Raw genomic sequence first — 14526 nt, 5'->3', positions numbered from 1 at the left:
CTTATCTCAATTTTCTCGCCTCGTCCACCGAACGCGGCGTCTCGACGGGGGGAACGGGACACGCTTTTTGCGTCGCTGACCCATTTGCGGAGGGATGACGATGTACGACCGCGGGGAGTCGACCGAGGCCCGCATCCGCCGATGGGACGGGGGCGTGAGTTGGCTCGCGTTTCCCGAAGAGACGGCAGCGCGGAGCAGTCACGCCATCTGCGGCGCCGACGGCGGGGTCTGGCTGTTGGACCCCCTCGACGCCGGAAACGTCCACGACGCCCTCGCGGAACTCGGCCCCGTCGAGGGCGTCGCGGTCCTCTCGGCGTACCACGCGCGCGACGCCGCGGCGTTCGCGGACCGCTACGACGTGCCGGTGTCGCTGCCGCGGTGGCTCCCCCGGGTCGCCGAACGGGTGGACGCGCCCGTCGAACGGTTCGACGGCGAACTCGCCGACACGGGCGTCCGCATCCGCGAGTACGCGCCGCTCCCGGCGTGGTCGGAGGCGATAGCCTACCGACCCGCCGACGGCACGCTGTATACGCCGGACACGCTCGGCACCGCCTCGCCGTTCGTCGCCGGCGACGAACGCCTCGGCCTCTACCTGCTCCAGCGGTTCGTGACCCCGAAGTTCCTCCTCGGCTACGACCCCGAGCGAATCCTCGTCGGCCACGGCGAGGGCGTGTTCGAGGACGCCGCGGCGGCACTCACGGACGCCGTCACGAACGGGCAACGGCGACTGCCGCGGGCGCTGGTCGAGAACGGAACGGAACAGGTGCGAGCGCTCGTGGAAGCGGTCGACGAGCGGCAGTGACCGACGGTGGCCGAGCGGCCCTCGTGATGCGGCGTACCGGCCGCCTTCGGCGTTCGAGTGGGTCTCGAGGCGTCACTCCGGAAGGAAGAAATCGGACTTCGGCCGTCGCTGCTTCCGTCTGTCAGCCGCGAGCGCGGCAATCCGAGATGGAACCCCGTGCCGGACGATGACCACGTCGTAGGACTCGTCCGCGGCAACGTGGCTTCCGACGCTGCTCAGCGACGCGACGACGTGCCCGGCGTTCTCGCTGCCGATGAAAACCATCGTGGCGCCCTCGTCCTCGATCATTCGTCGAATCCGGGTCGAGATGCTGCCCGGCGGTGCGTACCGGCCGACGACGCTGTGCCGGAAGTCGGCGCTCGGACAGCAGGCCGTCACCCGCTCGTGCAACGCCGCGACGACGGCGTTTAGATCGAACGGCTCGCCGGGTTCTAACCACCCTCGATCGACGGCGTACCGGACGTTTCCGCGGGGCACGATGCTCACCGCCAGCACGTCCTCCTCGAAGACGGCCCCGAACTGCCCCGCCCGGACGAGCGCTGCTTCGGCCAGTTCGGACCCGTCGAACGGCACCACTAGTACCATACCGAGAATATGTTTCGAACGAACAAATAGATGGCCCGTTCGCGACCCGGGGCGGCGTCAGCTCACCGATTCAGCGTGTGAATCGCCTCGCCCCGCGCGTTCTCGGCGGCCTCCATCACGGCCTCCGCAAGCGTCGGGTGCGTGTGGACGGTGCTGGCCACGTCCTCCAGCGTCGCGCCCATCTCCACCGCGAGGGCGAGTTCGGCGACGAGCTCCGAGGCTTCCGGACCGACTATCTGCCCGCCGAGGACGAACCCGCTGTCCTCGTCGGCGACGATGCGGACGAACCCCTCCGTGTGGCCCGTCGTCATCGCGCGTCCGGAGGCGTTGAACGGCATCTTGCCGACGGCGGGGGTGAAGCCCGCCTCCTCGGCCTCCGCCTCGGTCATGCCGACCGTCCCTATCTCGGGGTCGGTGAACACGGCCGCCGGGACGGCCTGCGCGTCGTAGGCGGCGGGTTCGCCCGCGGCGTGTTCGGCGGCGACGATGCCCTCCTTCGACCCGACGTGCGCCAACATCGGGGAGTCGGCCACCACGTCGCCGACGGCGTAGATGTGCTCGACGTTCGTTCGCATCCGGTCGTCCGTCTCGAAGAACCCCTTCTCGTCGGTCTCCAATCCGGCGTTCTCTGCGTCGACGGTGTCGGTGACGGGTGACCGGCCGACGGCGACGAGCACCTTGTCAGCGCGGTACGACGCCGTCTCGCCGTCCTCCGTCTCCGTCTCGACGACCACGTCGTCGCCGTCGGGCGACCACCCGCTGGCCCCCTCTCCGAAGTTGAACTTGACGCCGAGTTCCTCGGCCCGTTTGCGGACGACGCTGGAGACGTCGTCCTCGTAGCCGGGGAGCACGTCTTCGAGCATCTCCACGACGGTCACGTCCGCGCCGAGTTTGGCGAACGCGGTGGACAGTTCCATGCCGATGTAACCCGCGCCGACGACGAGCAGTTCGTCGGGCACCGACTCCGCGGCGAGGGCGTCCCGCGAGGACCAGACGGGGTCGTCGGTGAACTCGAAGCCCGGAATCTGCACGGGTCGGGAGCCGGTGGCGACGATGCAGCGCTCGAACTCCACCGTCTCGGAGCCCTGCCCCTCGCCGCCGTGTTCGATGCGGACCGAGGAGTCGTCTTTGAAGCGCGCCGTCCCCTCGATGAGGTTGACGCCGTTCGCCTTGCAGAGTTTCTCGACGCCGCTGGTGAGACCGTCCACCACGTCGTCCTTCCAACTCCGCATCTGCGACATATCTACGGCGGGGTCGGCGTGGATGCCCATCTCCTCGGCGGTGCCCGCCTCGTGCGCCAGCGACGACGCCGTGATGTACGCCTTCGAGGGGATACAGCCGTGGTTCAGGCAGGTGCCCCCGTAGGCGTCTCGTTCCACCAGCGTCGTGTCCAGACCGCGCTGTGCGGCGCGGATGGCGGCGACGTAGCCGCCCGGCCCCGCACCGATGACCAGTACCTCCGTTCCCGTCGAGATGTCTCCGACGACCATTATTCGAGCATGAGGAGTTTGGGGTTCGCGAGGTACTCCTTGACCTTGTTCGTGAACTGCGCGGCCACCGCGCCGTCGACGACCCGGTGGTCGACCGACAGCGACAGCGTCAGCACCTTCCGCGGCACCACGTCGCCGTCGACCACGCGGGGTTTCTCCTTGATGGCGCCCAGCGCGAGGATGGCCACCTCGGGGTAGTTGATGATCGGCGTCGCGTACTCGCCGCCGATGCCGCCGATGTTAGTGATGGTGAACGTGCCGCCCTGCATCTCCTCGCGCGAAATCTTGCGCTCGCGCGCCTTCTCGACCTTCTCGTTCATGTCGCGTGCGAGGTCGGAGAGGCCCTTCCCGTCCACCCCGCGGACGACGGGCACCATGAGGCCCACGTCAGTCGCGGCGGCGACGCCGACGTTGTACTCGTCGCGGAGCACGATTTCCTCGTTCTCCTCGTCGAGTTGGGCGTTCACGTACGGGAACTCCTTCAGCGCCGCGACGACGGCCTTCATCACGAACGGCATGTAGGTGAGCGAGACGCCCTGCTCCTCGGCGAGGGGTTTCAGGTCCTCGCGGAGTTCCACGAGGTCCGTCACGTCCACGTCGTCGTGGTGGGTGACGTGCGGCGCGGTGTACTTCGAGCGTTCCATCTGGTCGCCGATGGCGCGGCGGACCCCTCGATAGGGGACGCGTTCGCCGGCCGCGGGACCGGATGCGGCGGGTTCGGACGCCGTCTCCGGTTCGGACTCGGACCCGGATTCGGCCGCTACCTCGCCCGCATCGGCCTCCTCGGAGAGCGCTTTCGCGTCGGCCGCCTGCGCCTCGCGTTGGGCCTGCGCGTACTCGCGGACGGCCTCGGGGGTGACGAACGCCTCGCCGTCTCGTTCCTCGCTCGCGGGCACGTCGTCGATGTTCACGCCCTCCTCGTCGGCGATGCGGCGCGTCGCTGGCGCGGCCAGCGTCTTCTCCCGGCCGGCGGCGTCCGCCGACGCCGAACCGGACGCGACTTCGCCGTTACCGGCGTCGCCGCGCTTCGAGACGGCCGACTTCCCGGAGAAGGAAACCGACCGCGGGCCGCCGGAGTCCGCGTCGTCGCCGTCGGACCCCGAGTCGGCGGCCGCCTGCACGTCGGACTCGGTGACCCGTCCGCTCGGACCGGACCCCGAAACGGATCCGATGTCGACGCCGAGTTCGCGCGCGAGTCTGCGAACGCTCGGCGACGCGAACACGCGCCCGGACGTTCGCTCCGTCTCGGCGGTGTCGGTCGTCTCCTCGGCGCTCTCGTCGGCCGCGTCGCCAGCATCGTCACCGTCGCCGGCGTCGTCGGCCGTCACCTGTTCGCCGTCGCTCGATTCTGCGGTGTCCTCCTCGCCTTCGCCCTCGACCTCGAACGTGATTATCACGTCGCCGACGGGGACCATCTCCCCCTCTTCGGCGCGGAGTTCGCTCACGGTCCCGTTGTACGGGGAGGGGACGTCAACGAGGGCCTTGTCCGTCTCCACCTCCGCGACGACCTGGTCCTCTTCGACCGTGTCGCCGGGGGCGACGTGCCACGTGACGAGTTCGCCCTCCGCGACGCCCTCGCCCACGTCGGGCAGTTTGAATTCCTTGATAGCCATCGTTCAGAACTCCACGGCGTTCCGGATACCTTCTTCGACCCGCGCGACCGAGGGCAGGTAGTAGTCCTCCAACGCGTACAGCGGGTAGGGAACGTCGTAGCCCGCGATGCGTTCGACGGGCGCCTCCTGGTGTAAGAGCGCTCGCTCCTGGAGCGTCGCCGTTATCTCCGCGCCGAGACCGCCCGTCTTCGGCGCCTCGTGGACGACGGCGGCCCGGCCCGTCTTCTCGAACGATTTCACTATCGTCTCTTTGTCCATCGGGGAGACGGTGCGCAGGTCGACGACTTCGACGCTGACGCCCTCCTCCTCTAAGTTCTCGGCCGCTTCCATCGTCGGGCGCGTCATCGCACCGTAGGTGTAGACGGAGACGTCCGTCCCCTCCCGGCGGACCGCCGCCTCGCCGATGGGCACCTCGTAGTCGCCCTCGGGCACGTCGCCGCGGAACGCGCGGTAGATGAGTTTCGGTTCGAGGAAGATGACCGGGTCGGGGTCGCGGATGGCCGAAATGAGGAGCCCCTTCGTGTCGTACGGCGTCGAGGGGATGACCACCTTCAGTCCCGCCTCGTGCGCGTAGAACGCCTCCTTCGACTCGGAGTGATGTTCGGGCGCGCGGATGCCTCCGCCGTAGGGCGCGCGGACCACGAGTGGGCAGGTGAACCGGCCGCGGCTGCGCGCGCGGAGGCGCGCCGCGTGACTGACTATCTGGTCGAACGCGGGGTACATGAAGCCGGAGAACTGCATCTCCGCGACGGGCCGCATCCCCATCGCCGCCATCCCGATGGCGGTGCCGGCGATGCCGGACTCCGCGAGGGGGGTGTCGATGACCCGGTCGTCGCCGAACTCGTTCCAGAGGCCCTCGGTGGCGCGGAAGACGCCGCCGTTCTTCCCGACGTCCTCGCCCATCACGACCACTCGGTCGTCGTTCGTCATTTCGGTGTGGAGACCGTCCCGCACCGCCTGTACCAGCGTGAGATTCTGCGTCTGTTGGCTCTGACTCATAGTTACTCCCGGAGGAACCCCTCGTCACCGCGTCGTTCGTGCAGTTCCGCGAACGCCTCCGCCTGCGCCCGAATCTCGGGCGTCTGCTCGGCGAACACGTTCGAGAACATCTCGCTCGGTTCTGGTCGCGCCTCGGACTCCGCCGCCTCGATGGCTTCCGCGACTTCGTCCTTCACGCTCGATTCGATGGCCTCGACCTTCTCGTCGTCGAGGCGGCCCGTGTTCCGCAGGAACTGCTCTAAGCGCGGAATCGGGTCCTTTCGCTTCCACTCTTCGACCTCGTCGGTGTCGCGGTAGACCGTCGGGTCGTCGGCCGTCGTGTGGGCGCCGAAGCGGTACTGCACCGCCTCGATGAGCGTCGGACGACGCTCGTCCTCGCCCGGGTCCTTCGCCTTCTCGACGGCGGCGCGCGTCGCCGCGTACACCGCCAGCGGGTCCATCCCGTCGACCTGCACGCCCTCGAAGCCGTAGGCGGTGGCCTTCTGCGCGATGGTCGCGGAGGCGGTCTGTCGCTCCCGGGGGACCGAGATGGCCCACTGGTTGTTGTTGCAGAAGAACACGTTCGGCGTGTCGAAGACGCCCGCGAAGTTCAGTCCCTCGTGGAAGTCCCCCTCCGAGGTGGCGCCGTCGCCGAAGTAACACATCACCGCGGCGTCCTCGCCCTGCAACTTCTTCGCCCACGCCGCGCCCGTGGCGTGGAGCACCTGCGTGGCGATGGGGACGGCGACGGGGAACATGTTCACGTCCTCGGGGATGCGGTTGCCCTTCTCGTGGCCCATCCAGTAGAGGAGCGTCCGCTTCAGGGGCAGGCCGCGGTGGAGGGCGGCGCCGTGTTCGCGGTAACTGGGGAACAGCCAATCCTCCTCGTCGAGGGCGAACGCGCTGCCTACCTGCGCTCCCTCCTGTCCGGACAGCGGGGGGTACGTCCCCATCCGACCCTGCCGTTGGAGGCTGACGGCCCGCGTGTCGAAGTGGCGCGCGAGGTACATCTCGCGGTACATGGTCACCAACTCGTCGTCGCTCAGGTCAGGGACCTCGCCGACGGGTTCGCCGCCCTCGTCGAGGACGCGAAGCATGTCCTGCGGGTCTCGCTGTAGTACGCTCATGGGTGAACCCACCTGCTCATGTTCGGGTCCTCACCCGCCCCGCGTAAAGTGTTTTCGTAAATAGTTTACTATGCCAAGAAATACTGCCGACCACGCGAAAAGCGTCCATCCTCATCGGGTAAGAAATCTACTTCTTTGATTTTTGGCCCTCTGACTCGGTGATTCGTTCTTCGTCCGGAGCAGACGGAGGACGATAATGGACGAATGTGTAAAATTATGTGACGACTTCCGGTTTGGAGACGTTCGTCGCACCGCCGTCGTGCGATACGGTGTCAGTCGCCGGCCGCGGTGCGGGCCTCGCGGCGCGCCTGTTCGACACTCTTGCCGTCGCGGACGACGGCGTCGACGAACAGTTCGCCTGCCTTGTACGACGACCGGACCATCGGACCGGAGGCACAGTAGAGGAAGTCCAACTCCTCCTCGGCGACGCGGCGCCACGTCTCGAAGGCGTCGGGGTGGACGTACTCGAACACGTCGAGGTGACTCCTGGAGGGTTGGAGGTACTGGCCTAGGGTCACCACGTCCACGTCCGCCTCCCGGAGGTCCGACAGCGTCCGGTATATCTCGTGGTCGTACTCCCCGAGGCCGAGCATGACGCTCGTCTTCGTGTAGATGTCCGAGTCGCGCTTCACCTGTTCGAGCACCGACAGGGTCTGTTCGTAGTTCGCCCGCCTGTCGCGGACGGGCCACTGGAGGCGTTCGACCGTCTCGATGTTGTGCGCGATGACGTCGGGTTCGGCGTCGATTATCTCCCGGACGGCGTCCTCGTCGCCCTGGAAGTCCGGGATGAGCACCTCGACGAGAATCGAGGGGTCGCGGCGTTTTATCTCGCGGATGGTCTCGGCGAAGTGCGAGGCGCCCTGGTCGGGGAGGTCGTCGCGGTCGACGGAGGTGAGGACGACGTAGTCGAGGCCGATTTCGGCCACCGCCGCGGCGACGTTCGCGGGTTCGTCGGGGTCCAGCGGCTCCATCCCGCCGGTCTGCACGTCGCAGAAGTTACAACCGCGGGAGCAGCGGTCGCCCATCAGCATGAACGTCGCCGTGCCGGGGCCGTCGGTACCGCTCCAGCACTCGCCCATGTTCGGGCAGTTCGCCTCCTCGCAGACGGTGTGTAGGTCGCGGTCCCGAAGCGTCTGCTTGATGTCCGTGAAGCGTCGCCCCGACGGCGGACGCATCTTCAGCCAGTCGGGTTTGCGCCTGCCGCTCATACGGGAACGTTCGGCGCGGAGGTAAAAAGCGTGAGGATTAGACCGATGGACCGACCCGGTCGGTCCCGGCGTGTTCAGTCGTCCGCGACGTCCGGTCGGTCGTCCGACGAGGACGGTGACGGGGACGAGGTGCCCGTCGGCCCCGCTTGATTCGCCTGCGTCGTCTCCGGCGGTCCCGTCAGGCGGTCGACGCCCGTCCGCTGGAACCACTCTAGCAGGGCGGCTGTCTCCGCGGGGTCGCTGACGAACTCCGTCGCCGCCGTCGCTCGGTCGTCGGGCTCGCCGACGCGGATGCCGACGCCGTCGCGTTCGACGGCGCGGAACCCCGCCTCGTCGGTCCGCGAGTCGCCGACGAACACGGGGAGACACGACACGCGGTCGTGCAGGAGCGAGGAGACGATGCTGCCCTTGTCCCAGTCGATGGACGGGCGCACCTCGATTATCTCCTCGTCGCCGCTGACGGTGAGCGTCTCGCCGCCGAACTCGCCCACGAGGCGCGCGACGGTCCGGCGGGCCCGTTCGGCGTGGGCGTCCGCCGCGCGACGGTGGTGGACCGTCAGCGTCTGGCCTTTGTCTTCGACGTGGACGCCCCTGACTTCCTCGAACGTCCCGCGGAGTTCCGCGCTCAGCCGTTCGACGTCCGATTTCCGCTCCTTGGCGACGGGGTGTACCTTCGTCGTCCCCTCGGTGCGGAGTTCGAGCCCGTGGTTCCCGGCGTAGGTGACGCCGGTGAGGCCCACGCGCGAGCGAACGTCGGAGAGTTCCCGGCCGCTCACCACCGCGACGGTGACGTCCGGGTGGCTCTGCAACGCCTCCAGCGCGGCGCGGTTCTCCGGGAGCATCGTCGCGCTGTCGGGGTCCTCGACGACGGGCGAGAGCGTCCCGTCGAAGTCGACGCAGAGGAGCAGTTCCTCGCGCTCCCGGAGCTTCGAATCGAGCGTCTCGACCGCCGAGGTGAACGCCGCGCTCTGCGCCTCAGACATCGTGTCCTCCGGCGAGGAGCGCCTCCGGGGCGGCCAGTCCCGCGGCCTCCAACAGGTCGGCCACCCACGCGTCCAGGTCGTCCTCGCGGACGTGGTCGCGGAGCGACCGCATCCGGCGGCGGCGTTCTCCCGCCGCCATCGTCAGCGCGTCGCGGATGGACTCCGCGAAGCCGTCCGGCGAGTACGGGTTGATGGGGATTGCCTCGTCCATCTGCTCGTGCGCGCCCGCGAACTCGCTCAGGAGGAGGACGCCGTCCTCTTCGACCTGCGCGGCGACGTACTCCTTGGCGACGAGGTTCATCCCGTCGCGGAGCGGACTCACCAGCGCCACGTCGCTGTGGCGGTAGAGCCCGAACAGTTCGCGCTGGGAGAGGTAGTCGTCGATGTGGACGATGGGCGTCCACTCGTCGGTGCCGAACCGGTCGTTGACCCGTTGGATGGCCTCGCAGACGTCCGCCGCTATCTTCTGATAGGCGGGAATCTGCGAGCGACTGTGGCTCGATTTCTGGACGAACGTCAGTTCGCCCCGCCACTCGGGGTGCGTCTCCCAGAACGCCTCCAGCGCGTCGATACGGTGCGGGATGCCCTTCGTGTAGTCGATGCGGTCCACGCCGACGGCGACGCGCGTGTCGGGGTCGATGTCGTATCGCTCCGCCAGGTCGACCCACTCGTCGCGGCCGAACCCCTCCGCGGTCGACTCGATGTGTTCGGCGTCGACCCCCATCGGGAACGCGCCGACGCGGACCTCGCGTCCGTCGATGCGGACGATACCGGCCCCGCGGTCGACGCGCGTTCTGTCGAGTTGGGCGGCGCACTCGAGGAAGTTGTCCCGATAGCGCTCGACGTGGAATCCGATCACGTCGTTGGCCAGGAGTCCCTCGATGAGTTCCTCGGGATGCGGGACGACGCGGAAGGTGTCCCACGCCGGCCACGGGATGTGCCAGAACTGCACCATGTTCGCGCCCGTCGGCAGGGACTCCCGGATGGTCTTCGGCGCGAGACAGAAGTGGTAGTCCTGTATCCAGACGGTCGAGTTCTCGGTCGCGCGCTCTACCGCCGCGCGCCCGAACGACTCGTTGACCGACTTGTAGGTGTCCCAGTACTCCGGTTCCATCTCGATGCGGTCGACCAAGTCGTGACACAACGGCCACAGGACCCGGTTGCTGTAGCCGTAGTAGTAGCCCGACACCTCCTCGTCGGTCAGCCACACCCGGCGGAGCGTGTATCGCTCGTCACCGGGCGGGACGGCCACGCAGTCTTCGTCGTCGGTGACGACGGCGTCCGCGTCGCCGTCGCCCCAGGCGACCCAGTCGCCGCGCGTCTTCTGCACCACGGGGTCGAGTCCGGCGGTCAGACCGCCGACGGGTTCCTCGACGCCGATGCTGCCGTCCGCCTCGTAGTGGTGCTGGTACGGTTCCCGGTTGGAGACGACGACGAGGTGGCGACTCCCCGCCGCCTCCTCGGCGTCCGCTCGTTGGTTCGGATTCATTCTGTCGTCCGCCTCTAAACGAATATCGTCCGCAGTCTCCGACGGTGGGGTCTTTGCCATGAACTGTGATTACTTCCGAATTCGTTCGCGAGAATCGATGTTGTGCGCGCCTCTCAGACTGTCGCGGGAGGTTCGCGTGTTCGGACCGGTGTCACGCGGTTCCGCCCTGTCGTTCTCGTCTGGTACCCAGTGCGTGCTACTTTGGGGGGCCGTCTCCGTCGCGGCAATCTTCCCGAGGCCGATGATATCGACGGTGGCCTCGTTCTCCTCCGCGGCGGTATTGATGCGCTCCATCCAGGTGAACAGCGCGCTGAGAGCCTCGGACTCGCTCGTCACGTGCCCCACGGTACGCTGTGACTCGGCCTCGTTGCACCGCTGCCGACACCGTAGCTGCCACCGACCTTCGTACTCGCGGTGAGGGCCTTCTGCCTCCACCGCCTCGACCGTGATGCCTCGATCGCGGTGTCTGAAACCGATACAGTCCCGCGAGGACACCACGTGCCAATGATAGGGGAGCTGTCCCCTGTCGAGCCGGTTGTAGGGGTCCATCGTCGTGAAATAAAGTACTCCCTCTCTCCCGTACTTGATTGTGGTTGTATATTCTTGTCTTTTATAAGTCCCTCTCCGTAAATATGTGCTTTCGTAGGAAAATATAGAAGAATAAACAATCGTATTAAATTTATATTCTTTTCACAGCTACTCTCTATCTGTTGGTCACTGACCGACGGTTTCATATCCGTCGCGGGCACCCTCTTTCCTGATGAGTACCATCGCGTCAGTCGAACTGGACGTGGACGAGTTCGCGCTCGGCCGGTCGCTCCCGAGGCTCGAGAACGGCGAGTTGGAGGTCATTCGGGTGGCCGCGACGAACCGCGATACCCTCGTCCCGTACGTCCGCGTCTCGGCGGACGACTTCGACTCGTTCGGCGAGGCGTTGGACGAGGACCCGACGGTACGGGAGTGGCGACTCGTCGACGACCTCGGGGACGAACGCCTGTACCGCATGGAGTGGGTCGAGGACATCCTCGTCGTCGTCCACCTCCTGTTGGACGAGGAGGGGGTCGTCCTGGAGATGAACGGCTACCCGGACGGTTGGCGCCTCCGTGTCCTCCTGCCGGACCGCGAATCGCTCACCGAGACGGCCCAGTTCTGCGAGGGTAGGAACCTCTCGTTCGTCATCAAGCACATCTACGAGGTGACCGGGTCCGTCGGGCGGGGCCAGTACGGCCTCTCGAAGGACCAGTACGAGGTGCTCACGACGGCCATGGATCAGGGCTACTTCGACGTGCCCCGCAACGTGACGATGAGCGACTTGGCGGCGACGCTCGGAATCTCCCAGCAGGCCGTCTCGGAGCGACTCCGCCGCGGACACAAGAATCTCCTCGAGAGCACCCTCGAACTCGGCGAGAGCTCCTTCGGCGAACCGACGAAGCAGCATCTGGAGTGACTCGGCCCTCGGCGTCGGCTTCCGAGCACCTCCTGTCGGACTCTCTCTCCGCCGCTCCGGGTCGTTCACGGTTCCGACCGGTTCCTCACGACAGTTCCGTATCGAGCATCGAAGACCGTGACGTATATATCAGATAATCGAAAAACTCAAGTCCGAGTAAATCATAATACTGGTGTGAACTGGAAACACCGCCGCGACCGCACGACCGCAGAAGCGAAGAAAGAAGAGCCCAAGAGCGGCACGGACTGGTCGTTCGTCGCCGCTGCGCTGGGCGCCGCGTAAGGCCGACTTGCGCGTCCCCCGCGCCGACCGATTATTCTCCGAGCGAACCGAGCACCGACCAGCGACGCCCCCGGGGAGAAACGCCTTTTAGTCCGTAGAACCCGGTGTCGCGTATGACTCTCGCTGTCTCGTCTCCGCGGAGGCCCCTCCCGTGAAAGTCGCGTCCGTCGTCCCCGAGTTCGCCGACGCCTTCGGGTTCGACGAGTTCAACCGGATGCAACGCGAGGCGGCCCCCGCCATCCTCGAACGCGACGACAACGTCGTCGCCGCCGCGCCGACGGCCAGCGGAAAAACCGCCCTCGCGGAACTGGCCATCTGTCGCACCCTGAAGAAGGGCGGCACCGCCCTCTTCATCGCCCCCCTCCGCGCGCTCACCAACGAGAAGGAGGCCGAGTGGGAGCGTTTCGAGTCGCTCGGTTACTCCGTCTACGTCGTCACCGGCGAACGCGACCTGAACCCCCGGCGCGCCGAACGCGCCGACATCCTCGTGATGACGCCCGAGAAGACGGACTCGGCCACCAGAAAGCACGACTCCGCGCGTTACTCGTTCGTCACGGACGTGGACTGCGTCGTCATCGACGAGGTGCACCTCCTCGATTCGGACACTCGCGGCGGCGTCCTCGAAGTCACCGTCTCCCGCCTCCGTCGCATCTGCGACCCGCGCATCGTCGCCCTCTCCGCCACGATGCCGAACATCCAGGACGTGGCGAACTGGCTGGACGCGCCGCCGGAGACGACGTTCGAGTTCGGCGACGACTACCGCCCGGTGGACCTCCACGCCGGCGTGAAGACGTACGCGCACGGCGACAACGCCTTCGCCGACAAGTACCGGCGGCTCTACCGCGCCATCGACTTGGCCGAGGAACACATCCGCGACGGCGGGCAGGCCCTCGTGTTCGTCTCCTCCCGACAGGACACCGTCCGCGCCGCCGGGAAGGCCCGCGACGAACTCGGCAAGCGCGACATCCCCATGGGCGCGCGCGGCGACTACGACTTCCACAACGACGCGAAGGAGTTGAGCAACGACTCGCTCAGGAAAGCCGCCCCCGACGGCGTCGGCTTCCACCACGCCGGGTTGGCCAAAGATGACCGCGACCGGGTGGAACAGTGGTTCAAGGAGGGGAAGATTCAGCTCCTCTTCTCCACGTCGACGCTGGCGTGGGGGGTCAACCTCCCCGCGCGGTGCGTCGTCATCCGCGACACGAAGTACCACGACCCCCTAGAGGGGGAGGTCGACATGTCGCCGCTGGACATCCTCCAGATGCTCGGGCGCGCGGGTCGCCCCGGTTACGACGACGTGGGGTACGGCTGGGTCGTCTGCGACCGCTCGGACGCCGACAAATATCGAAAACTGCTCCGCGAGGGCAAGGAGATAGAGTCCCGACTCGCCGAGGACCTCGACTCGCATCTCAACGCCGAGATAGCGATGGGCACCATCGGGGACTTAGAGGACGTCATGTCGTGGCTGGAGACGACGTTCTTCTACCAGCGCGCCCGCTCGAAACCCGACGAGTACGACTTCGACGGCCTGCGCGACCGCGTGCGCGAGACGCTCGAATCGCTCGTCGCGCGCGGGTTCGTCGAGATGGGTTCGGACCTCTCCATCGAGGCGACGACGCTCGGCCGCCTCGCCTCGAAGTACTATCTTCGATTGGACACCGCCCGCCGGTTCGGCACGCTCTGCGAACGCGACACCATCACCGACGACTCCGTCCTGGAGACGGTCGCAGGCGCCGCCGAGTTCCACGACGTGTCCGCGCGCCAATCGGAGATGGACGCCGTGAACTCGGTGCTGCGGGACGTCGACACGACCCTCGAAGACGGCCCGCGGAAGGTGCTCGCCATCCTCCACGCGAGCATGTCGAACAGCACGCCCGCGGACCTCCGCTCGGACGCGTGGGTCATCCGCCAGAACGCGCTCCGACTGCTCTCGGCGCTCCGGGAGTTCCTCGACGAGTTCGCCGGGCCGCGCGCGGCGAACCTAGCCCGGCGCGTCGAGGCGCGCGTCGAACACGGCGTCTCCCGCGACGCCGTCGCCCTCACCGCCGTCGACGGCATCGGCCCGAACCGCGCGAACAAACTCGCCACCGGCGGCCTGCGCTCCCCGCGGGACGTGGTGGCCGCCGGTACCGACGAACTCCGGCAGGCCGGTCTCTCGGAGGGCGTGGCGAAACAGGTCGTGAAGAACGCGCGGGCGTTTCCCGACGTGAGCATCTCGTGGGGCGACTTCCCGGAGTCCATCGCGACGGGGGAAAACAGGATGTGCGAGGTCGGCGTCCGGAATCGCGCGGGCGGCGCGGCCGTCGGCGTCCGCGTCTCCGCGGTGGCCGACGAGGGGGACGAGGTGGAGATGACGACCAAGCGGACGTATCTTTCGGACGAGACGACGGTCCACGTCGGCGTCTTCGGCGCGCCCGCCGACGAGGTGACCTACCGCGTCGAAGTGACGTTCCCCGACGCGCCCCTCCACCCCGTCACGGAGATGCGGACGGTCCGTGTCGAGTGAGGCTGAGATCCGAAAA

12 protein-coding genes are annotated in these 14526 nt (G+C 67.3%); 3 read left to right on the top strand and 9 right to left on the bottom strand.

Annotation, left to right across the window (positions count from 1 at the left end; genetic code table 11):
• The first annotated feature begins 94 nt into the window (after nucleotides 1–94).
• Nucleotides 95–802 (top strand): hypothetical protein, encoded by a 708-nt coding sequence (locus C474_RS09495; RefSeq protein WP_008386230.1) that lies wholly within the window; start codon nucleotides 95–97, stop codon nucleotides 800–802.
• Between the two features lie 72 nt (nucleotides 803–874).
• Here C474_RS09495 and C474_RS09490 read toward each other — a convergent pair whose 3' ends face one another.
• The 9 genes from C474_RS09490 to C474_RS09450 form a co-directional block, all read right to left on the bottom strand.
• Nucleotides 875–1387 carry a universal stress protein gene (locus C474_RS09490; RefSeq protein ID WP_049916888.1) on the bottom strand — a complete coding sequence of 171 codons (513 nt, stop codon included), beginning with the start codon at nucleotides 1385–1387 and terminating at the stop codon, nucleotides 875–877.
• A 62-nt stretch (nucleotides 1388–1449) separates the two neighbouring features.
• Nucleotides 1450–2877 (bottom strand): dihydrolipoyl dehydrogenase, encoded by a 1428-nt coding sequence (lpdA, locus tag C474_RS09485; RefSeq protein ID WP_008386227.1) that lies wholly within the window; start codon nucleotides 2875–2877, stop codon nucleotides 1450–1452.
• Nucleotides 2877–4490 (bottom strand): dihydrolipoamide acetyltransferase family protein, encoded by a 1614-nt coding sequence (locus tag C474_RS09480; RefSeq protein ID WP_008386225.1) that lies wholly within the window; start codon nucleotides 4488–4490, stop codon nucleotides 2877–2879. Before C474_RS09480 ends, lpdA begins: the two co-directional genes overlap by 1 nt.
• Before the next feature lie 3 nt (nucleotides 4491–4493).
• On the bottom strand, nucleotides 4494–5489 hold the full coding sequence (locus C474_RS09475) for an alpha-ketoacid dehydrogenase subunit beta (RefSeq protein ID WP_008386223.1): 996 nt from the start codon (nucleotides 5487–5489) through the stop codon (nucleotides 4494–4496).
• Nucleotides 5490–5491: 2 nt separating this feature from the next.
• A complete protein-coding gene (gene pdhA / locus C474_RS09470; protein ID WP_008386221.1) occupies nucleotides 5492–6595 on the bottom strand; it encodes a pyruvate dehydrogenase (acetyl-transferring) E1 component subunit alpha in 1104 nt (367 codons plus the stop codon).
• 272 nt (nucleotides 6596–6867) lie between these two features.
• The gene (gene lipA / locus C474_RS09465) at nucleotides 6868–7881 is read right to left on the bottom strand and encodes a lipoyl synthase (protein WP_338035537.1); all 1014 of its coding nucleotides are present in this window, start codon (nucleotides 7879–7881) and stop codon (nucleotides 6868–6870) included.
• Nucleotides 7878–8786, bottom strand: a complete 909-nt coding sequence (gene otsB, locus C474_RS09460; RefSeq protein ID WP_008386215.1) for a trehalose-phosphatase — start codon at nucleotides 8784–8786, stop codon at nucleotides 7878–7880. Before otsB ends, lipA begins: the two co-directional genes overlap by 4 nt.
• On the bottom strand, nucleotides 8779–10275 hold the full coding sequence (locus C474_RS09455; RefSeq protein ID WP_049916887.1) for an alpha,alpha-trehalose-phosphate synthase (UDP-forming): 1497 nt from the start codon (nucleotides 10273–10275) through the stop codon (nucleotides 8779–8781). Before C474_RS09455 ends, otsB begins: the two co-directional genes overlap by 8 nt.
• 69 nt (nucleotides 10276–10344) lie before the next feature.
• Nucleotides 10345–10824: a hypothetical protein gene (locus tag C474_RS09450; RefSeq protein WP_049916886.1), complete on the bottom strand. Its 480-nt coding sequence runs from the start codon at nucleotides 10822–10824 to the stop codon at nucleotides 10345–10347.
• A 211-nt stretch (nucleotides 10825–11035) separates the two neighbouring features.
• Between C474_RS09450 and C474_RS09445 the strand changes: the two genes are divergently transcribed.
• Both C474_RS09445 and C474_RS09440 read left to right on the top strand, forming a co-directional pair.
• The gene (locus C474_RS09445) at nucleotides 11036–11722 is read left to right on the top strand and encodes a helix-turn-helix domain-containing protein (RefSeq protein WP_008386209.1); all 687 of its coding nucleotides are present in this window, start codon (nucleotides 11036–11038) and stop codon (nucleotides 11720–11722) included.
• A 433-nt stretch (nucleotides 11723–12155) separates the two neighbouring features.
• A complete protein-coding gene (locus C474_RS09440; RefSeq protein WP_008386206.1) occupies nucleotides 12156–14510 on the top strand; it encodes a DEAD/DEAH box helicase in 2355 nt (784 codons plus the stop codon).
• Nucleotides 14511–14526 lie beyond the last annotated feature (16 nt).

This window comes from Halogeometricum pallidum JCM 14848 (assembly GCF_000337095.1).
GTDB lineage: Archaea > Halobacteriota > Halobacteria > Halobacteriales > Haloferacaceae > Halogeometricum > Halogeometricum pallidum.
Note: the sequence above shows the minus strand (reverse complement) of the source record. Positions and strands in the feature narration are given on the sequence as shown.